Source organism: Dyadobacter sp. HNCC25DJ186, assembly GCF_056895235.1.
In genome coordinates, this window is the sequence record NZ_JBXHAS010000012.1 from 166,304 (window position 1) to 187,798 (window position 21,495).

Annotated in this window: 14 protein-coding genes; 1 reads left to right on the plus strand and 13 read right to left on the minus strand. The window is 40.3% G+C overall.

Annotation, left to right across the window (positions count from 1 at the left end; genetic code table 11):
- Nucleotides 1–21: 21 nt before the first annotated feature.
- Nucleotides 22–417 carry an OsmC family protein gene (locus AC1XUO_RS25890; RefSeq protein WP_483332738.1) on the minus strand — a complete coding sequence of 132 codons (396 nt, stop codon included), beginning with the start codon at nt 415–417 and terminating at the stop codon, nt 22–24.
- Nucleotides 417–1,310: a pirin family protein gene (locus AC1XUO_RS25895; protein ID WP_483332739.1), complete on the minus strand. Its 894-nt coding sequence runs from the start codon at nt 1,308–1,310 to the stop codon at nt 417–419. The genes AC1XUO_RS25890 and AC1XUO_RS25895 overlap by 1 nt, the downstream gene beginning before the upstream one ends.
- A 155-nt stretch (nt 1,311–1,465) precedes the next feature.
- Between AC1XUO_RS25895 and AC1XUO_RS25900 the strand changes: the two genes are divergently transcribed.
- The gene (locus AC1XUO_RS25900) at nt 1,466–2,344 is read left to right on the plus strand and encodes an AraC family transcriptional regulator (RefSeq protein WP_483332740.1); all 879 of its coding nucleotides are present in this window, start codon (nt 1,466–1,468) and stop codon (nt 2,342–2,344) included.
- 118 nt (nt 2,345–2,462) lie between these two features.
- Here AC1XUO_RS25900 and AC1XUO_RS25905 read toward each other — a convergent pair whose 3' ends face one another.
- The 11 genes from AC1XUO_RS25905 to AC1XUO_RS25955 all read right to left on the minus strand — a co-directional run bounded on the left by AC1XUO_RS25905 (nt 2,463) and on the right by AC1XUO_RS25955 (nt 21,439).
- Nucleotides 2,463–2,843: a DUF983 domain-containing protein gene (locus AC1XUO_RS25905; protein ID WP_483332741.1), complete on the minus strand. Its 381-nt coding sequence runs from the start codon at nt 2,841–2,843 to the stop codon at nt 2,463–2,465.
- A gap of 234 nt (nt 2,844–3,077) precedes the next feature.
- Complete coding sequence (locus AC1XUO_RS25910) at nt 3,078–4,727, minus strand: serine hydrolase domain-containing protein (RefSeq protein WP_483332742.1); 1,650 nt, start codon at nt 4,725–4,727, stop codon at nt 3,078–3,080.
- Between the two features lie 203 nt (nt 4,728–4,930).
- Nucleotides 4,931–5,365, minus strand: a complete 435-nt coding sequence (locus tag AC1XUO_RS25915) for a hypothetical protein (protein ID WP_483332743.1) — start codon at nt 5,363–5,365, stop codon at nt 4,931–4,933.
- 13 nt (nt 5,366–5,378) lie between these two features.
- Nucleotides 5,379–9,170 carry a metallophosphoesterase family protein gene (locus tag AC1XUO_RS25920; RefSeq protein WP_483332744.1) on the minus strand — a complete coding sequence of 1,264 codons (3,792 nt, stop codon included), beginning with the start codon at nt 9,168–9,170 and terminating at the stop codon, nt 5,379–5,381.
- A 31-nt stretch (nt 9,171–9,201) separates the two neighbouring features.
- Nucleotides 9,202–10,062: an SdiA-regulated domain-containing protein gene (locus tag AC1XUO_RS25925; RefSeq protein ID WP_483332745.1), complete on the minus strand. Its 861-nt coding sequence runs from the start codon at nt 10,060–10,062 to the stop codon at nt 9,202–9,204.
- A gap of 63 nt (nt 10,063–10,125) precedes the next feature.
- Entirely contained in the window at nt 10,126–11,358 is a 1,233-nt protein-coding gene (locus AC1XUO_RS25930) for a Pycsar system effector family protein (RefSeq protein WP_483332746.1), read from the minus strand.
- Between the two features lie 36 nt (nt 11,359–11,394).
- A complete protein-coding gene (locus AC1XUO_RS25935; protein WP_483332747.1) occupies nt 11,395–13,758 on the minus strand; it encodes a GAF domain-containing protein in 2,364 nt (787 codons plus the stop codon).
- Nucleotides 13,759–13,910: 152 nt separating this feature from the next.
- Nucleotides 13,911–15,197, minus strand: coding sequence for an NAD(P)/FAD-dependent oxidoreductase (locus AC1XUO_RS25940; protein ID WP_483332748.1), 1,287 nt, complete (start codon nt 15,195–15,197; stop codon nt 13,911–13,913).
- Between the two features lie 294 nt (nt 15,198–15,491).
- Complete coding sequence (locus tag AC1XUO_RS25945; RefSeq protein WP_483332749.1) at nt 15,492–16,442, minus strand: DUF7674 family protein; 951 nt, start codon at nt 16,440–16,442, stop codon at nt 15,492–15,494.
- Between the two features lie 212 nt (nt 16,443–16,654).
- Nucleotides 16,655–19,039: an ABC transporter permease gene (locus AC1XUO_RS25950; protein WP_483332750.1), complete on the minus strand. Its 2,385-nt coding sequence runs from the start codon at nt 19,037–19,039 to the stop codon at nt 16,655–16,657.
- A 48-nt stretch (nt 19,040–19,087) separates the two neighbouring features.
- Complete coding sequence (locus tag AC1XUO_RS25955; RefSeq protein WP_483332751.1) at nt 19,088–21,439, minus strand: ABC transporter permease; 2,352 nt, start codon at nt 21,437–21,439, stop codon at nt 19,088–19,090.
- Between the last annotated feature and the right edge of the window lie 56 nt (nt 21,440–21,495).

Sequence of the window (21,495 nt, forward strand, 5' to 3'; positions counted from 1 at the left end):
CTGACTCAGAGGAAGTAATATTTAAATAAGTATCGTATCAATCGTAATGGTGTGGGTTAAAGCACTATGAATGGGGCATTTATTCGCGATTGTGAGAAGCCGCTCTTTTTGCTCCTCAGATAAATCACCAACCAATTCAATGCTGCGGCTCATTTGAGAAATATTCAATTGCACATTTCTGGAAAACTCAACGGCAACATTAATCTCAGTCAATTCGACCCAGCCCTTTCTGTTGGCATACATCCGCAGTGTCCCGCATGTACACGCTGCAAGGGCCGAAGCCAGGAGTTCTTCCGGTGAAAATCCAAGCCCCATTCCGCCAGCCGAAACCGGTTCGTCAGAAATAATGGAATTAGTTGCCGACTTTATTTCTGTTTTATAAAGTACCGACCCGATACTTGCTTCAACTTTTGCCATTATTTTCTTTTTAAATAGTTAGGTTCCGCAGGAAGCGGCACAAAATCAGTTTCACCTGGTACCGGTTTAAAATTTTGAGCGAGCCAATTTTCTTTTGCCTGATCGATCAATTCCTGACTGCTTGCAACAAAATTCCAATAAATGAACCGGTCCTCTGCAAATGGCTCGCCGCCAAAAATATAAACAGTCGTATTTTCAGCCATATTGAACGCGCAAAGTTGTGTTTGTTTTGCCACCAAAAGCTGTTTGGGTAAGTAAACGTTCCCCTCAGTTTCAATGCTTCCTTCCAGGATATACAAACCAGCCTCACCATATAAATCACTTCCAATGCTAACGCTTCCTGCATCCTTACTTTTGATTTCCAGAAAATATAGCGGACTAAACACAGGCACTGGCGATTGTCTGCCCATCAGAGACCCGGCAATTAATTTATAAGTAACCGAATTTGTTTCCCAATGAGGAAGTTCAGCTTCCGAAGCATGAAAAAATTCAGGCTCCATCTGTTCCAGTTCTTTTGGTAACGCAACCCAGATCTGCAGACCATGAAGTTCTTTGTCCGAATGACGCAAATATTCCGGTGTTCTTTCTGAATGGACAATTCCCGCACCAGCCGTCATCCAGTTCACCTGCCCTGGTTTTATTTCAATTTCAGTCCCCAGGCTATCTTTATGCATCACGTTTCCCTCAAATAGATAAGTAAGCGTCGAAAGCCCGATATGCGGATGCGGCGGAACATCCATATTTTGATGGTCGTTCATTTTTGCCGGCCCCATATGGTCGATAAAAATAAAAGGGCCCACCATCCTTTTTCCTGTAAAAGGCAGCAATCGTCCAACCATGAAATTTCCTATATTTCTGGGACGCTCCTCGATGATCAGATTAATATTTGACATTTTCTTTGCTGATAAATAGACATAAGTTTGCAGCGAAAAGGTAAATATTATTATTCATTTTACGGAAAATCGGAAGATAATTTAATCTTGACCAGGAACTATTCACTTTTACAGCCAAGGATTACTAGATTTGAAAAACACATTTCCAATCTGCAATGCAAACCAATATTCCACGAGTTGATATCAGTACGCTTTCTGCTTACCGCAACGACGATATTCTGATCAGTCGGTTTGCGCCTTATCTGGCTATTCATCCAAACCTGACCTCACCACATCGTCATAGTTTTTATCATCTGTTATTCTTTTCCGAAGGCGGTGGGAGACATACGATTGACTTTAATCACTTTGACGTTAAGCCGTATCAAATTTATTTTATGGTGCCAGGACAGGTACATTCCTGGGATTTCGAAGGGAACGTAGATGGATATGTAGTAAACTTTTCAAGCAGTTTTTTTCAATCATTTTTACTGAAATCAGAATATATCAGTCAATTCTCATTCTTTAATGGTGGCACGACCGAAAGCGTTATTGACCTGCCGGAAGCTGTGCAGCATCCAATTCTATCACTTTTTGAAAAGTTAGTCACCGAATCGCAGCAGCATAATGTCTTAAAGGAAGATATGCTCAGAGTTTTGCTGATACAGATTTTTATTTCGGTTCAACAAAGTATTTCCTCTGAACAACGGAACCGCACACCATTTCAGGCGCACCCGGTTTTGAAAAATTTCCAGAAATTAATTGAAAAAAACTATCTGGAAATCAGATTGCCCGGTGAATACGCAAAACTTCTAAATATAACCCCAAACCATTTGAACGCGCTTTGCAAGGAACATTTGGGAATTCAGGCAGGAGAGGTAATTCGTAACCGGGTCGTATTGGAAGCGAAACGGCTACTGGTCAATCTCGGATTAAGCGTCTCAGAAGTCGCTTACAAACTTAATTTTAACGATAACTCCTATTTTACCAAATTTTTCAAAAAGGAAGCTGGTATGAGCCCGGAAGCTTTCAGAAAAAAATCGCTGACTAAAAGTTGATTTTTTGTCGATATTTATAAAAATCCTATAGGAAAATAAAAAAACCGCAGTCTTCCATTTTTCGATAAGAATAAAGGAAAACTGCGGCTATTATTATTGGTCATTATGCAGGATAACACTAGTGTTTATGGGTAATCGAAACATCCTGAGGAGAGATAAAAATAGCCAGCCAGGATCTTCGTGCCAGACGATAGAAATACGGGGTGAGCAAGATCAAAACCGGGATGATACTATAAAGAAAATAGTCAAGGTATTCGCCAAAGAAATTAACGAATATGAAAAAATAAATCAGCATAAAAATTACGTAAAAAGCATAACTCATATATAAAGCACCTTGATAAAAACCCGGCTCCGGAACCAAATTCTCTCCACAGTTGGGGCACTTTTTATTCATTTTATCAAATTTGAGAGTATAGGCACTTTTGGTAATAAAAAAATCTCCTTCCGCACAACGTGGACATTTGTTAAAAAGCACGCTGTAAATCCTGTTATGTTTCATGGTAAGCTATAATTTAAGCCGATGAGGCTGTGTATGTAATGTTTGAAAATTGCAGTTCCAAAGCAATCTCTCATCATAACCTCTTTTCTGAATTTTGTGTTACAAATTTCATACTTAAACTCCATGAATGAAACGACAGAAATAACTATCTATGGTATTAATCAACGATTTTAGAAACCATACGGATAAATAAACTTGCTAAGACGGCAGGACTTTAAACGTGTTCGGTGCCCCTTATAAACCTTTCTCTACCAATTTGCTGCTTCTGATTATTTTCAAAAGCTCAGAATGGTAACCGAACGTTTTCTTCAGATTATTTTCGTCCCAGACAACATTTTCCAGTGCAATGATACTTGTTTTGGTTTTGGGAAAATAGAAGTTCATCGAGACAAATCCTGGGCAAAATCCAGTTTGTCCCAGCTGCAAAATTCCGTCGTTTGTGTCTACCGTTATCCCATACCCATATTCCACAACGCCAAAGATCGGGTGATTGCGAACCGCACCTTTTTGCTTATTCATCATTAACTTATAGGTTGATCCCGACAATAATTTCCCCTCGTGCAGACATTTATTCCAGATCACCAGATCATGCGCTGTTGAAATGAATGATCCGGCAGCGACGTAATTCTCAAAAGTCTCTCCTTCCGGCTCAATCTGTCCTTTTTCATTTTCAGTATACCCCGGCACCAAATTCCGATAACCTTTTATGCCAGGATGAAATGTATTATACATTTTAGACTTTTTAAACATACGCTTTGATTGCTCTGCAAAGGACTTCCCGCTCGTCTTTTCGGTGATTTTTGCTAAAAGGTCGTAACCGATCTGTGAATAGGCATATTGAGTCCCAGGCTCGAAAGTGAGCGGCTTGTCAAGCGCAACGATGCCGTGCATGTGCGTAAGCAGGTGATGAACAGTGACGGTGTCTGCCCAGCTTTCCGCTAAATCCGGAAGATATGTTTTGATGGGGATATGAAGTTTTACCCGTCCTTTTTCGTATTCTTTTAATACCAAAACAGCTGTAAACTGCTTACTAATTGAGCCAACTACGAATTGATCATCAAACTTAAATGGAGAAGGCTTATCAAAGTATGGACGGCCGTAAGTTTTTGAAAATTTACTAATACCATTTTCAGAAACAAAAACGATGCCGTTAAAAGGCTTTTTTGTTTCAGCAGACAAGAGAGCGTCCATGGCTGCCGGCCCGTCAACTTGTTTTGTCGGAATAATCTTTCGATGCGCATGAATATCATAATTTCCCTTCGCCCATTTTGCCGACGGATCTATCCATTCCGGCATCGCCTTGAATAAAAAACCATGTTTTAGTCCTGTATTCAATTCTATTTCCTCGAAGCGTCCTACTACATTTGACGACTTCATTTTCATGTTTTGACAAGAATGTGGGCCATCGCTTTTCTCATAGATCGAAAGTATATTCCCGCTGAAATTAATTTCAGGAATTTTGGTAACATCCTCCTCATCGCATGAACCGATGAACACATAATTTACGTCAGGATTTTTCAATAAGCTGGATGTAAACTGGGCAATATATCCTCCTTTCGAAGTTCCAATCACAGTAATATGCGATGCTTTCGCACCGGTTTGCAACAGGCTGTCAATCTGGCCAACCACCTTTGCGGCATAATCATGTGCATCAGTATTTCGCGGACGTATCTCACTGATGACCGTCAATCCACGCCGCTTGAATGCACTGACAATCTGGAAATATTCAGCTTTTCCATATTCAGGATGGCTGTCGTTTAAATAATTTTCCTCGATGAATTTGTTATGGAGAAAGAAAACATAATGCTGCGCGTGTGCAAAATGGAAGCAGATAAAAAATAAAAATGAGAAGAATAACTTTTTAAAGGTCATGAATAATTTCATTGGCTAAACGCTTGATTGTGGGTGAACCTTAAAGTTACTATTCCCTGAGGAATATTTCTTAAAGACCCAGCTCACCAGCATCTATTTATTTCTCAGAAACATAATGATGATTCGATTTATCTAATTCAATATTGCTTAACATTGAAAAGAATAGTCACCTGCTTAAACCGCATCGTGACAAAAAAAAGAAGATAAGCGAGAGATTATTTTTGCAAGTAAAAACGAGCAATATTAATTATTAAAATCACCTGACCGAAACAAAATACGCCAAAACTAATGAGACAAAGCATAGATAAAAACTCCATGTTTTGTCTCCTTGTTTGGTAATCGCCGGCAACTGAATTTGCTATCGGAGCGCATACCAGTATTAATCCCCCGAGCACTGTCAGAAAAAAATGTATCCATCCAAACTTCTCATTTAGAGGTTGGCCGGTTCTTGAAAATACCTGGTAGACGAGCGCGAAAAAGAACAAAGCAACGGCGAGACACGTTGCAAGCATTTTTTTGCTGATGATAAAATAGGTATTGTAGAGATTTATTTCGATGATCTTGTTAAGAAAAAACAAAGACGCCAACAACAGCAAGATTCCGCCTGCCACAAACATTACCGAAACTCCGTACGTTTTATACAACTCCATATCATCTGTTTTTTTAGAACCAAAAACCTACCTGAAAAGCAATTCGGGGCCTTTCTTCTCTTTTTTCTTTTGGTATGAAAGCGCCAACCGACAAGGTAAGAATATCAACAGGCGCAACCCAAACACCACCGCCATAACTGTAATGCCAGTTGTCGCTCGGATCATGTTCCTGCCAAACCCTTCCATAATCGAAACTTCCAAAGAGTCCGTAAGTTAGCGGTAAAGTTGGGTTAATGCTACTTCCCAATCTCGCACGTAAATCACTGGAATGCCATAAACTACTTTTTCCATAAAAACGTTGGGTTCGGTATCCGCGTAATCCCTGATTACCTCCAATGGTTGGCATTTGAAAAAACTCAAATCCCTTGCCAAAATTCAAGCCTGTCCCGATCTGCGAAGCGAATATAATATTTTCCTTCCTGTCCAGACTAAAATAAAACGCTAACTGCGCTTTCAGACCTGCAAAGCTTTTATCTTCTTTCAAGTTCTTCGTATAGTTTAAACCGGAACTGAATCGAATACCTGAATGCGGAGCGAAGATATTGTCGACGCTACTGAAATTAAATAACATCTGGCCGCCGCTGTAATATTTAGTCTTGAAAATATCGTCCGGGAGCTGGTTATTATCGCTCGTAATGAAACGTCCGGCGGTCGAAGCCACATCTGAAATTTCAAACAAAGGCCCTAACGTGACGAATCCACTGTTGCCGGCAAAATGTTTTTTTATTGCCGGATAAACATGAAACGCGCTTTGCCTTACACGGTAAAAGTCAGGGTTATCCAATAATCTCTCGGAATTATTTCCCAGCCCTGCATAATTAAACGCATAAGACGGACCGTGATAATAGGTATCAAGGTAAAAGTCAAATTTTTTAAACACATTCAGGAAATCACCTGTATAGTTAACTCTTACCGCTTTTGTCGCAAACGAATATTTAGCCCCGAAGTGTTGAGAAGAAGCATAAGGTTCCTTTTTGAAACCGTACCGGATCATACTAAAATTGGCCCCAAGCAAAAATCCGTCATCAGGATTAAATCCTATAATGGGCAGCGGAATAGTAATGTCATAATCGCTCTCGGCGCTTCTTCGGTCGTAAATATTGTAGCGGTACAAACCAGTCCGTTTATCCTTTGTTTCCCTTCCTGCATGAATTGTATTTTTGCCAAGGTCGTCGTAAACGATGGTCTTTTTCCCACCAGTTTTCACGACAGAACTATCTGTAAACACATCTTTCCCGGTCCCGCCAATCAACCTGACTTTGATTCCCTTTTTCACGTCGCCGGTAACAATAAACTCATCTTCATCCCCATTGCCGTAAACGTTAATTATTTTCGTAACGGCATGATCGAAGATCCGCTGGTAATTCTGCTTTTTTAGCTGTCCTTTTTTCCCGATTTCCGAAACGGTAACTTTGGTATGATTATCGTCAATACGCTCGATTTCGAAACGCTCTTCTTCCTCAGTCCCAATGACATTCACCGAAGAACTTACAAAAACGTAATGTTTCCTGGCAAGTTCAAGCAAATTATCTCTCCTCGTTTTTATACTATTAATGAGATAAGGCGCAGACATCTCCTTCGCTTTTTCCGGCCAGTCCGCGAAAGAATTTTCGATCACTTCATCCGTCAGGTTTCCCTGAATATACTTAACCTGTTCCTGCCATTGTTCCCAGCTAAGCTCATTGATAAATGTTCTGTCGAACAGTCGTGCACTCCAAGTTGTCCATTTCATATTGGGAACTTCCGGCCCATAAACCTGCAACTGGCGAAGGAATGGCATAGTCAAACGCGCCACATTCGTAAACAAACCATCATACTTGGAAAAAGCCTGATCGCGGTCGCGCGGGATGGGACGATAAAGATTGGAGCCATCCTCCTGCTTGATAGAAGCCCAGGTCCATTGGTCATCGTGACGGTCCCAGTCACCCACTATAAAATCCAGAAAACGGGTTTTCAGAGCCCACTTTTCATCCACTTTATATTTATTACTTTCAAGAATATTTTCCAGCAAATCCGGGGTACTGATTATTTTGTCCGCATTACCGAAATTAGCGGCATCTTTCCACTTCTTGCCATCCGGCCGCTCCTCAACCAAACTCAAACTGCCGCCAAAAATCGAATTGAAGAGGCCTAATCCGGGTTGGGCAGGTACATAATAAATTTTCGGATTGGTATGATAAACCTGGATAGCATCGGCGAGTTTCGGAATTGTCAGCGGGGCGAAAGGATGTGTAGAAAGAAAATTCTCCTGCGCTAAAAACTGCGCAGCCATCATTTTATTGAAAGGAAAAGGCAAAAAGCGGCTGACATCTTTGGTCATATCCCGAAGCACATACTCCTTACCATCACCAGCTTTAACACGCAACGAATTTGTCTGATTTCCCCCACCCTGTTTTTCAGGAACGATACCACCTTTGAATGTTGCGAAATCCAGAACCGGAAAAGGATATTTTACCATGTAAAGATCACGGTGATGCGCTCCGAAAAGGAAATTATGGAAGCCCTTTACTGGCGTAATTTTGTTTTTCAAAACAAATTGCTGCGAGCTGTCTGCATGTTGTTCATACTCCTGATACGCAATGGCAGGTTCTTCTTTCTGCGGTACCAGCTTATCTTTGATTTTCTTTTGATAAACTATTTTCGCGCTCTTGCCGTGCTCGTCAACTTCCCAATACTGCACCCAGGTTTCTCCGCCCTCATAAAAGGCAAGTGTGCTGAATCCCAGAGCGGTTGAAGCAAATTGTGATCCTTTCCCCATACCGATCGGGCTGTTTTTAGAGCCGCTCCCGCTGACGACAAATTCCTGTCCATCGTTTTCTATGAACTGCAAGGCATGCTCGTGACCGCTGGCAAAAATAAAGTTTCCATTTTTTCTCGCTGCTGCCAAAATCCCGTCACGCATATCCTTATACAATTTGTTATGTGTGTCCTGGCGAGAACCCACGGTTCCGCGAAAAAGGGCGCTCAAACTTCCGACACCAGGTAGCGGAATATATAAATTCGGATTCATCTCCGTTAGCGGGAATATGTGCTGTTTAATAGTAAATTTCCCGCCATGTGGCCCGTAGGTATACGGTGGATGGTGCATCGCAATCACCACATTTTTGTTTCTGTATTTGCGGATCACGTTCTCAAATACAAATTTAAAAGTCGCACGGTTTTTGATCTCGCAGCCATCGTTGATCTTCGTATCCTTATCCCAGTCCGACAACCACCACTGCGAATCGACAGCGATAATGACCACATTGTCATTTAATTCGATTACTTCCGGACCAGAGCAACCGTCTTGCGGCAAAAAATAACTTTCATATTCGTCTTTATCCGTTTTTCCTTTCCGGGAATTAAGATACTGGTCAATAAAAACTTCCTGACGTTTCAGGCCTTTCCTCCCCCAGCCCCGCCAATCGTGATTTCCGGGTAGGAAAAATGGTCTGCCTTTAAATTCATCCAGTGTTTCAAGCTGCGATGTGATCCTGTATTCAGCCACTTTGCGTTTGGCAGAATCTTCCGCTGGCGGCATACCATATTCGTAGATGTTATCACCCAAAAATAAGGCCGAGCTATTTTTAGATTCTTTGGCAAGTTTGTCTTTCAAATACAAAAGTACAGGTGCTTTATGCTCAGGAGAATCATTTCCGGCATCACCGATAAGATACATGGTATGTTTCAATACCAGATCAGGAGCCGGAGCAGATTGCTCCCAGCTTTTTCCTTCTTTCGAATATTGTAACTTCTTATAACTCGAACACGAAGAGACCAGTAACAGTCCAACGATTAACGAGACGGAGTAAAAATTAAATTTCATACTTTAAATCCGGCGGGAATCCGCGTTTGCACTATATGCCCAATTTCTTAAACTTCAGAATATTACCTTCTGCAAAGTCATCACCTTCATTGGAAATATAAAGGTTTCCGGCAGTGTCAAAAGCAATCCCTTCCGGCTGCGTAAATTTATTCCCGTTCAATGGAACAGCCTGCTGAACCTTCCAGTTATAATCCGTAACCACCAACAATTTATTGACCGCCGAAATAATATACCAATCTTTCGTGAGAGGATTTTGTGCTAGACCTGACGGGCGAAAACCTCTTTCCACCTTACCCGTCAAAGCCTTAATATCTTTCACATTAATTTGGAAGGAGTTTTTCACTGCACTACTGTCTCCCAGGTGGAATTCAAAACCCGTGACACTTTTCTTCGAATCATCATCCGGACAATTTTTACACAACACGAAAATATTGTCCGTGGTTTCATCAGCATACATGCTCTCATATTCGCCCTTAGGAAGTATTTTCTTCCATTCCTGAACGCTATCAGCTTCCGGAAAAGTGGCTTCTTTCATTGGAAAAGAGTACATTGTCCCGTTGCTTTTCAAGATAACAACCCTGTCGTTCGCAATGGCCAGATCTTCAAAATCTCCCTTTTTTCCAAACTTGGTGTTCAGTTGTTTTTTCACACCCAGGCTTAACCGGAATAAACGACCCTCTTCATCCTGAACGGCGTAAATTGTGTCGCTGCGTCCTTTGTTAAAAGCAATTCCTGAAACCTCGAAAAGACTTTCAGGCATAAAAAACTTTTCAGGACTTTCAAGATTATAATCTTTCAAAGTCTGTTCATTCTCGTGCGAATTGGTACAGCCTGTACCTGTTAAAATCAGCAGGAACGCTGAGTTAATTATTTTGCAAACAGTGCAATTCATATGAATCAGGATTCTGTTACTTCCCTATGAAGTGTAAAATTTATTTCTATCTTCTTATATTATTTACTTACCAAAAAACATTGAAGCTATAACAAAGGAAACTACTGACGCGACAATCCCGAACATGAAAACGTTATATCCTACACGCAGCAGCCGATACTTTCTGCCTAACACCACACCTTGTGAGTAAACATCTTTCGTTAAACTTCCATATAAAAAATCACGGTCATTCATCATGGCCTGCATTCCGGCAGCATAATCGTTATAGTTCATCCGGTAAAAATTTCCAAAGAAGAGCAGGTTTACTTTTTTGTCGGTAATGTCCTGTTCCGTAAAGGTTCCCTGCGGAATAGTAGGACGGGTGGCCAGGATCGAAAACACCATCGTAATTACACAAATCGTTAATAACAAGATGGTTGGAAATATCAAATAAGCATTATCTTCAAGTTTTCTGAGTAAGATACTAAGTAAAACTGAGATGATGATGGAAGTCGTCGTGATCATGATATGCGCCTTGTTGTCAGCCATATCACTAAGCCTCTGGTGATTGTTTGAGCTTATCCGAAACATTGTTTCAATACCTTTATCCGGCCTGTCAGATTTGGGTTTTTTAATATCCTGAATTTCAGGCTGAGGTTCGGTTTGATTGGAATCTGTATATTTCAAAAGGTTGATTGCCGGCTTTTCGACTTTTACAACTTCTAAATCCTTTTCTTTAAGTTTTTGAAGATTCTTTTCCTTCTTCTCATTTAGCAGGCTCTGGCAATAGTCTGTATGGTATGCATGTGCTTCAAGCAGTTTAATTGTAGTTTTCCGCCATTCAGCCTTACTAATTTTCTGCCCGGTTCGCTGTTCCACTTCCTTACGCATCAGCTTGTTTCGATCAGCAAATTCGTTAGTGCCAAAATGGTAGAGATCAGCATCACAGACAATCTGTTCCAGAAAATTCTTTGGATTCTGGGGAATAGATGTCGCCAAAATACAGCCCTGAATACCTTCAATCACTTCGTCCTTCACTTCCTTTTCGATCAGATAGGCCTTAGCCATCTCCGCCCCCCGGAATTCATGCCCCAAGGCCTGACCATTCCAATAGCCCATATCATGAAACCAGGCGGCTGTGGTTACTATAAACAAGTCCTTTTCATGAAGCTCGTAATGCTCACCAATCTTTGCCGCATGAGAGGCAACTTCCTGCGTATGAACTACATTATGATAAATTAATGCTTCCTCTGCATGGGTTTTGAAAAAATGGAGTACATGGTGCTGGACATGCTCCAGAAGCTTGGTATAATTCATGAGATTATGACTATAAGGGCAAAACTGACTTTTATTTTAATTCCACTCACCTTCAAGGTTCACACCGATACGCAAAGCTTTCAAACCGGCAACTCCCTGTAATTCTTCAAGATCTAAATATTCAAGGTCGTTTTTCAGCATATTTTTCTCCTGCAGATATTTTATGTAGTTAACATATTCATCCGCCGATTTGTTATTAAAATACACCAAAGCGATCTTCCCGGGCTGCGTCAAACGCTCCCCTGTTTCTTTCACATGCACTTTATCAATCCGTTTCTTGATTACATGGTATCTGATATTGTAAGATCCTTCGACGTCAAAACGGCGTTCATCATCGCGGAAACTTATATCAATACTCCCTGCATTGATAAAAATAAGTTGCGTGGTTTCAAGTGGTTTTTCAATTTGTGGGATCAGTTCATGGGCAATTCTTGCAATTCCCGCCATCGAAGTCAACTGCCATAATCTGATATTATTCAAATACAGCGTGTTAAATGGTTTATCCGGCGCGATAGCCTGCCCGATGTAAATGTCATATTCCACACCATCAGTCCTGAATTTTTCAAAATAACAGGGATACGTTTCCTGAATTTCGTTTTTGAAAAGTTCAAGATATAAGTTGACGGAAGAATTTATCTTTTGCATGGAATTTTCAAGTGCATTTCTGTGTAGAAAGGCAATCCCCCGCTCCTTGTCCACAAGCTCGTAATAGGCCATTATACTTTCACCCAACCGCCCTTTACTTTCTTTGAAATGATGTAGAAACGGATACACTTCGTATTCCAGAAAATCCATGACTTTGGTTTCATCCTGATCATTCGTCTGGTCTGTTATCTTGTCCATCCACTTCCTGCATTTGAAAATTACTTCATCCGCAAGCCCCAACCCGACATCTTCCTTGATATGCGTAAGAACTTTTATCAATGCTTCAAATTGGACTTCAAGGTCTGCATGAAGCGCAGCATTTCTTTCAATGGTCGAATTTCTAATATCAATCGCTCCGTAAAGCGGATAAACATCTTTAAATTGGATGACTTCAATAGGCGTTTTCGGAAGATTTTCAGCATTATCGCGAAGATAATGCCAGGCCACATCCTTAAACTTCCATTGAACCGCGGGCTGTAACGACGTAAACTTCTCCCGGATGATATCTTCAATCTTGGCATCAAATTTATTAATACCGCTTTGCATTAATTGCCCGATAAGAGGCAGAGCCGGTTCCAGTCTTGAAAGCATTTTTTCGTCCATGAGGTTTTCAGATTTGGAATAAACTTCCAAAACCCCAACAAGACGCGCAGCATTGTAAACCGGTAAAAGGGCATAAGATTGTACACCTGTTTTCTCCAGGACATCCAGAAAATCATTTTTTTTCTGAGCATCGGCGAGACTTTTGTAAAAATAAATTTTTGGATCCCGGAAATACTCATCCGTCATGGCCAAAAAGTCATTCTGATTTATGCCGTCCGTAAATGATGTTTGCACCAAAATGCTATGGGTACAAAATTCATCGTTAAAAACCAGCTTGTTATTTACGCGCAGTTCCGGCAACAATCCAAAGTTAATATCCCTGCTGCCCACAAGCAGATTTAGCGAGTGGATAATCTTGTCATAGTAGGACTGGAAAGTATCAGTTACCGGATTAAGAATTATATTCTTGATATTTTCCACTGACTGCTCAGCAGTTACGTCTGTTAACGTAATGACCGTAAACCCTCTGAAACTAAAAGAGGATAATGGTATTATTTTCATTAAAACAAACCAGTCAAAATCAATCTCTATATGCTGTTGGATCTTCTCAAAGTTCAATTCCGGAAGCGGGACTTTGGGAGTTACCTCAATATAATCTGTGCAAAGATTCAGCCGGTAATATTTTGCAAGACAAGTTTTTTCATCCCGAATAGAAATAACCAGATCATTGTTATGGATGGCGGGAATGTTGTAGAACTTTTCAAGCAGAAATGAATAGATCATTTGTGTTTTCTGCTTCTGCTCAATATTGATATCGATTTCACGCAGGAGATCACATTTGACATGCCCAGAACCCTCGTCGGTAAGCAGATCATGAAAGGCGGAGGTTTCGTAAAAAACGGTTTGGGAAAGCGGAACACTAAGTGCCCAAAGCGTTTCATTTTCATCAGCAATCACCGGCACCAGCATGTTATAAATCAGACTCAGCTGCTCTTGAAAATCTCCAATTTCGTCGAGATCAATATCTTCTGAAAACCTTGGGTCAGCGGTAAACCTTTCGTGAACAAATTCAAAAAACTTCTTCTTAACAGTTTTCTCATTTCTGATCCTGTCTTCTATATTACTAATGAATTTGCGAAAGGATAATGACACATCAACATTTTCCAATCCTGGAATAACATGCTGTGATATATCAAGAATGGTTTCCTTCATCTTCTGACAATTTCAGTGTGAAAACATGTTTAAATATTGATTTCCCGCCAAAGGTTTTTATAATATTATGACGAATTACTTTAACCTTTAAAAGTCAGTCATCAGACGATAAATATTGCCTGATGACTTATTTAAACCAACAATAAACAAAGCTATTGAATTCCCTTTTCAGACACACTTTTATTTTCTCTGGACGGCTTTATGATCATACGAAGGGATTGATCTTTGGTTAAGTAAGCTATCATCCAGTTGTAAAATGTCCTGATTCTGTTCCGATATGTAATTAATGACAGCAAGTGAATGAACAGCCAGATAAGCCAGGCAAAAAAGCCCTGAACATGAATTTTCGGTTTCGGCAAATCTACCACGGCTTTATTTTTCCCGATGATCGCCATTGACCCCTTATCAAAATACGTAAATGGTTCTGGTGCTTTTCCTTCTGTAATCCTGCGGAAATTCTTTGCCAGTTTCTTGCCCTGCTGAATGGCGACCTGCGCAACCTGCGGATGTCCGCCGGTAAAATTTGGATCACTTTGCTGGATACAGGTATCACCAATTGCATAAATCCCTTCGACGCCCTGGACTTTATTATGTTCGTCTACGATCATTCTTCTGCCTCTTCCGTAACTTTCGGTTGGAATACCTTCAAAAACTTTGGCTGTAACCCCTGCCGCCCAAATCAGATTTTTAGTATCAATTTCCTGCCCGTTATCAAAAATTACCTTGTCGTCTACATAATCTTTCACGTGGCAGTTGAGCATGATTTTCACTCCCAGTTTACTAAGATCATCGTATGTATTTTTCTGTGATTTCTCACTCATCGGTGAAAGCAGCGCATGGCCGCCGTCTACCAGATAGATCTCACTTCCCTTACCTGCAAGTTCGGGATATTCTTTTCTCAAAATTCCATTTCGCATTTCAGCGAACATACCCGAAACCTCTACGCCCGTAGGTCCTCCGCCGGCGATAACGATGGTCAATAGTCTTTTTGTCTCTTCCGGGTCCGTACAAATCGCCGCCTGCTCCATTTGCTGCAAAAGTTTGTTACGCATTTCAATAGCGTCGTCAAGCGTTTTCATCGGAATGGCCTTGGCCTTCACATTTTCCATCCCGAAATAATTTGTCTCTGCGCCCGTTGCAAAAACCAGGTAATCATAATCCAGTTCGCCATTGTTCAGCACAATTTTCTTTTCAGCCGGAAGTACTTTCAGCAACTCACCCAAGCGAAAATGAAGGTTGTCTTTTCCTGAAAAAAGCTTGCGAAAAGGATAACTTATACTCGATGGTTCCAGAAAAGCTGTGGCCACCTGATAGATCAGGGGCGGAAAAAAATTATAATTATTTTTATCTACAAGCGTTACTTCAAACTGGTCTTTATTAGCAAGGTCAAGTGCAAGATTGATACCTGCAAACCCACCTCCTATAATTACTATTTTCATTATCAAAATTATTTTAAATAAATAATAATCCGATCATTCATTTTCCTGATCCTGGTCACCAAATTATCAGGCCAATGGAAATTTCATACGGATGTTAGGCCATAATACTATTTTATCGCTGTAATAGCGGAATAGTTTCAGCTATACACGAATATAATGAAACAATGCCGGATTTAAGAAAGTTTAAAATATCCCAATCACGGTATATTACAAAAAGCTTATCTTTTCACAAATTGTGAAAAGATAAGCTTTTTGTGCCGTTAAGGCAGTTTATTATGGTTTAAATGTGCTGACTCAATTATCCTCAAATGGCTTTTGTATAACAGGTGTATATAACATGGCCGTACAAAAACAGTTCTTACATCCTTTACTTTGAAGTGCGTTATAGTTCACACAACTTTTGCAGCCTTCCCAGAACTTTTTCTCGGTTGTAATTTCATTGTACGTTACCGTCTCAAAACCCAGTTTAGTATTCATTTTCATAACAGCCAAGCCAGTTGTGATACTGAAAATTTTGGCATTTGGAAACCGCTGGCGCGACAGGTCAAATATCTTTTCTTTGATTGCCTTGGCAACACCGCATTTCCGGTAAACCGGAGATACAATAAGTCCGGAATTGGAAACAAACTCGCGGTTTTGCCAGACTTCGATATACGAAAACCCTGCCCATTCATTTTCACTTGTCAATGCAATAACGGCCTTGCCCGCCTTCATCTTTTTTATGATTGAAGAAGGCGTTCGTTTTGAAATACCACAACCACGAATGATCGCCGAAGACTCCATTTCGTCCGTGATCTGTTTTGCGTATTTCGCATCATCACATGTTGCCATACGCACCATGATATTTTGTATATTATTGTATTCCAACAAATTACTTTCTTTTAAAGAACCAAATGACTTATCAAGTTCTTTCAAATAGATTGAATAAAAATCGTCGGGAATAAAAAACTTTAATCGCTTTTTCTCGATTTCGTCCTTTTGCAAAAATGTTGAAAATGAAGAAATAAAACTGTTTTCAATAGCATTTCTGACAATCAGATCGCCTTGGTAATATAACCTTTTGGCCAGGTCAAAACATTTTCTGGATAAGTTAAGATTGTAATCTAAAACAGCTTCTTTTGAGAAATCCAGCAAACGCTGAACGGAATTATATATATCTGAGGACAAAGAACTTCTTTCATATGAACGGTTCAATTCCGGAAATTCTGATTCAATCAATTTCGTGCCTTCTAGCTGCGATATCATGGTTTAATGTCTTATTGTATTTTCACTATTATCCCATATTTCAAATGCAGTGCCATCCAATCAGTCACAACCTTAACTACTAAATATCAATAAGTTGTGATTTACAAATTAAAAAGCACCGATTCATTTTGATATGTTTTTATCAAAATGAATCGGTGCTTGAAGTCTGCTAGCAAAGTCTATGCTATTTTTTAATTCCTTAACAATTTCAATTATTCACTTCGTAAACTCTTCACGGGGTTCATTAACGCCGCTTTAATGCTTTGGAAAGAAACGGTTAGCAGCGCGACGGCCAATGCTAGAAAACCGGAGACCGCGAAAATCCACCACTGAATTTCAACGCGGTATGCAAAATCCTGTAACCATTTGCTCATGGCATACCAGGAAATCGGGACGGCAATTACAACGCCGATCAATACCAGTTTGATAAAATCTTTTGCAAGAAGTTCAACAATCCCGACAACGCTCGAACCGAGTACTTTCCTTACGCCAATTTCCCGTGTCCTTGTCTGCGCTGTGTAAGCCGCGAGCCCGAACAAGCCCAGACAAGAAATAAAAATGGCAATACCAGCAAAGATGTTGAAGAGCAAACCCGTTTGTTGTTCCGTTTTATACAGATCATTAAACGAATCATCCAGAAAGGCGAACTGGAAAGTGAAGTCGGCATTATATTGTTTCCATAACCTTCCTGCGGAAGCGATTACTTTGTCCGCATCCTTACCTGTAGTTTTTATAAAAATCCGGTTCATTTGAGTTGGTTGATAAAAGAAAATTGTGGGCTCAATGATTTGCTTCATCGACCCATAATGGAAATCTTTTACCACACCAATAATGGTTCCCTTTTTATTCCAAAGCTTAAATTTCTTCCCAATCGGGTCTTTAATTCTCGCTGCTTTTACCGCCGTTTCATTTAAAATAAAATGACTCGAATCCGATACAGAACCTGTGAAGCCGGCCCCGTTTAATAACTGCATTTTAAAAAACGGGACAAAATCCTTATCAATCGCTAACGTTCGCAGCATCATCGTTTCGCCAGCCTCTTTTCCATCCCAGGAGTTATCCCCCGTCATCCCGCCCAGGTTGATGATATTGGAGTTTGCGCGGGTAACTGCCGTGACGCCAGATTGGTTTAACAATTCTGCTTTGACCGCCTCGTAATGTTCCCCCATATCCTGCATGTAAAAAGACAGCACATGTGTTTTTTCGTAACCAAGTTCCTTGGAACGGATATAACTGAGCTGACTACCGATGATAAATGTGCCCGCAACCAGAATGACTGAAACTGCAAACTGAACAACAACCAAAGTTTTACGAAAAATGGCCTCGTTAATTTTGCCCGAAACTTTTCCCTTTAGTGCCCTTAACGGCTCAAAAGAAGATAGCAATAATGCCGGATAAATACTGGAAGCAACGAGTGTCCCAAGAATTGTAACACCAACGACTTTCCAGATCGGGTAATCAGTGAAATCAATAACCAGAGATTTGCCTGAAATCTGGTTAAAAACCGGCAGTATCGCATACATTAAAACGAGAGCGAACACCGTTGCCAGCGAAAAAATCAATACGGTTTCTACCAGAAATTGTAAGAATAATTGTGATTTTGCGGCACCAACAATCTTCCGCATACTCACCTCTTTCGAACGCAAAATTGCTCTTGCGGTAGAGAGATTAACATAATTGATACAAGCGATTGCCAGGATTAAAAGCGCAATAATTATAAACATCCTCACCGTTTCGATTCCTCCGTCAGTTCCATCGGAATGGTACAAATGTGTGTCAGCCAAAGGCTGCAAAAGATAGGTAAGATCAGTGTCGTCCGGTTTGTTACGCAAATGGATATTCCTTAACTTCACAGCAAGATCCGCAGATGATTTCCCAGGCTGTAACTCTAAATAAGTCTCATAATTGAACTGGATAAAATCATTATCCGAATTTTTACCATCGTGTCTCTCCGCATACACGCGATCAAAAAACAGCGCAATCGGGAAGAACATATCTCCTTTAAAAGATGAATTTTTCGGAATGTCTTTTATGACTCCGGTGACCCTAAAATTGGTGTTGTTATTTCCCGCAATCACTTTTCCAATCGGATCTTCTTTGCCGAAATAGCGTTTGGCGGTTGTCTCGGTTAATACAACAGAATGATTATCAGGAAATGGTTTAGACTGACTTCCTTGTACCAAATTGAAATCAAAAACGGAAAACAACGTTGGATCTGTAAAAATGGTAGTTTCCTCATTGAAAACTTTCCCTTTGTATTTGAATAAAGTAAACAACCCATTATAGGTTAATCTGACTGCATTTTTCACTTCCGGAATTTCCCTTTTAGCAAATTCAGCAATCGGAGCAACGGTTGCCGTCCATATTTGCTGGCTGGATCCTGTCCCTACCTTGTTTTCAAGTTTATAAATAACTTCCGAATTTTGATGAAACCGGTCGTAGCTAAGCTCATCCTGGACCCACAGCAAAATCAATATCCCTACACTCAACCCAACCGTTAAACCGGTGCAGTTTATGAGCGAATAGAATCTGTTTTTTAACAGATTTCGCCAGGCTATTTTAAAATAATTTGTGATCATAACTATATTTCTTAACATTGTAAATTTCTATCTGTGAATGTTTTACGGATATTTCAAATCATGATTTCACTCACTTTTCAAACTCTTCACCGGGTTCATTATTGCGGCTTTGATGCTTTGGTGACTGATGGTTATACCGGCGATAATCATTGTCGTAATGATGGAAATGAGGAAAATTTCCGGGCCAATATTGATGTGGTATGCGAATTCCTGTAACCATTTGTCCATGGCAAACCAGGCAATCGGTGCCGCAACAATAAAGGCAATTAGTATTAACCAGATAAACTGATTTACAAAAAGCACAACCAGTCCCGGAACGGAAGCACCCAAAACTTTACGAATTCCTATTTCCTTGGTACGCTGCACAGCCATCAAGGAAACAAGTCCGTATAGACCCAGACAACCGATCAGAATTGCAATCGCTGAAAACATGCGAAAGGCGTTGTACATTTTGTTTTCCTGCGTGTATAAACTGGCAATACGGTCGTCCATAAACTCGTAGGAAAACAGCGATTTCGGATTCAGCGCTGACCAGTCCTTTTCAATGGAAGCCAGGGTTTCATGCATCTTTTCGGGACGAAGTTTCACATTTACCTGCCAGAATGAATTGGGATTGTACATGATCACACAAGCTCTGATTTTTTTGTGTTTTGATTCACTCTGAAAGTCCTGAACAACACCTCTGATTCTGATCGGTTGGTCGCCGATAAAAAAACGCTGGCCTATTGCTTTTTCAGGATTACTAATTCCTAAACGTTTGATCAGTGTTTCATTGACAATCAGATTTGCCACCGTGTCTTTTGTAATCACCTTGGTAACCGGCTCACCGGCAAGCAGTTTTATCTGATACATGGAAAGATAATTTTCATCAACCTGCTTAATCTCCGTCACATCATTTTCATTCATACCCAATTCCGGGGAGGTGAACGGTGCAAAACTGTTATTATAAGCAGGGCCGCCCGAGGCAAAACTGGTTTGCTGGACACCTGGATTATCCAATAATTTCTGACGCAATACATCTGGTTTTTCGCCGGTTGAAAATGTAACGATAGCATCTTTGTCAAAACCAATATCTTTATTCAAAAAGAAATCCATCTGACTCCCAACAATCAAAGTTCCGACAAGCAGAATCTGGGTAATCGAAAATTGTACAACTACAAGACCCTTCCGTAGAAATGATTTACCGCTTGAATTGTCACAAATGCCCGATTTCAATGCTTTTAAAGGTTGAAATCCGGATTGAATGAAGGCTGGATACAACCCTGCCAGAAGAATGGTAGCGATTATAATCACGAAAATTGCGCTGACCATTTCAGGTTTAAAGAGATTTTCAATCTCAATTCTGATATCCAGCAAAGTGCCTGTATACGGTAAAAAAAGCATAACAGCAAGCAGCGAAATAATAACCGAAACCAATACCAGCAGCGTCGTCTCGCCCATCACCTGCATGATCAATTGTTTTCTGAAAGCACCCAGCGTTTTTCTTATCCCCACTTCTTTTCCGCGTTTTATAGATTGAGCGGTGGCGAGATTGACAAAATTGATACAAGCCGTCAGTATAATAAAAAGTGCCACACCTGCCAGTCCGTAGATCGTTTCCTTTGATCTTGGCATTGAAATCTGGTTGAGATAACGTCTGTCAAAATGAATTTCCTTTAACGGTTGTAAAAGCAAAAGTCCCTTTTCCCAGGCAATATCAGCCGCCCAGTTCTTTTGGACAAAAGCAGGAAGTCTTGCCTCTATGGCTTTTGCTGATTCATTTTTTGGTAAAGTGATATACACCATTCCACCCTGAATCGACCAGAAATTTGAGGTATTTACTTTTTTTCTGATGGTTTCCCAGGATACCAGAAATGAAAAAACAAGATGTGTATTGGAAGGCAGATCTTTTATTATGCCCGTGACACGCAAATCATGTTCGTTATTAAGTTTGATGATTTTACCAATTGCATCTTTATCCTGAAAATATTTTCGCGCCTCGCTTTCGGTAAGAACAACGGTATTTGGTTCTTTTAATGCGGTTTCCGGATTTCCGGCTAACCATGAAAAATCGAAAATTCTTGAAAAACTTTGATCCGCAAAAGCATATACTTTCAAATTATATTTTTGATCATCAACACTTACAAGACCGCCTTGCTCAGGAAAATATTGTGATACTTCTGCTTCTGGAAATTCATTCTTAAAAGCCGGAGCTATGGCAAAAGCACAGCTCGGATTATAATCTTTTCCATGAAGCGTAATGCGATAGGTCTGATCCGCTTTTTTGTGATAATCATCATAACCTAATTCATTTTGAACAATCGAAAAAATTACGATACAGGCTGCCAATCCCAGCGACAAACCAGTAATGTTGATCAGTGCATAAGTTTTGTTATGCATTAATGTTCTGAAAGCGATTTTGAAGTAATTGCGTATCATACAGTAGGTTTTAAGGATTACGATTTAGACGTTTTCATTCACTTCTCAAACTTTTC

Bases quoted from the DNA above. Each gene is read 5' to 3' on its own strand.
- AC1XUO_RS25890 (WP_483332738.1), bottom strand. From the start codon at position 417: ATGGCAAAAGTTGAAGCAAGTATCGGGTCGGTACTTTATAAAACAGAA.
- AC1XUO_RS25895 (WP_483332739.1), bottom strand. From the start codon at position 1,310: ATGTCAAATATTAATCTGATCATCGAGGAGCGTCCCAGAAATATAGGA.
- AC1XUO_RS25900 (WP_483332740.1), top strand. From the start codon at position 1,466: ATGCAAACCAATATTCCACGAGTTGATATCAGTACGCTTTCTGCTTAC.
- AC1XUO_RS25905 (WP_483332741.1), bottom strand. From the start codon at position 2,843: ATGAAACATAACAGGATTTACAGCGTGCTTTTTAACAAATGTCCACGT.
- AC1XUO_RS25910 (WP_483332742.1), bottom strand. From the start codon at position 4,727: ATGAAATTATTCATGACCTTTAAAAAGTTATTCTTCTCATTTTTATTT.
- AC1XUO_RS25915 (WP_483332743.1), bottom strand. From the start codon at position 5,365: ATGGAGTTGTATAAAACGTACGGAGTTTCGGTAATGTTTGTGGCAGGC.
- AC1XUO_RS25920 (WP_483332744.1), bottom strand. From the start codon at position 9,170: ATGAAATTTAATTTTTACTCCGTCTCGTTAATCGTTGGACTGTTACTG.
- AC1XUO_RS25925 (WP_483332745.1), bottom strand. From the start codon at position 10,062: ATGAATTGCACTGTTTGCAAAATAATTAACTCAGCGTTCCTGCTGATT.
- AC1XUO_RS25930 (WP_483332746.1), bottom strand. From the start codon at position 11,358: ATGAATTATACCAAGCTTCTGGAGCATGTCCAGCACCATGTACTCCAT.
- AC1XUO_RS25935 (WP_483332747.1), bottom strand. From the start codon at position 13,758: ATGAAGGAAACCATTCTTGATATATCACAGCATGTTATTCCAGGATTG.
- AC1XUO_RS25940 (WP_483332748.1), bottom strand. From the start codon at position 15,197: ATGAAAATAGTAATTATAGGAGGTGGGTTTGCAGGTATCAATCTTGCA.
- AC1XUO_RS25945 (WP_483332749.1), bottom strand. From the start codon at position 16,442: ATGATATCGCAGCTAGAAGGCACGAAATTGATTGAATCAGAATTTCCG.
- AC1XUO_RS25950 (WP_483332750.1), bottom strand. From the start codon at position 19,039: ATGTTAAGAAATATAGTTATGATCACAAATTATTTTAAAATAGCCTGG.
- AC1XUO_RS25955 (WP_483332751.1), bottom strand. From the start codon at position 21,439: ATGATACGCAATTACTTCAAAATCGCTTTCAGAACATTAATGCATAAC.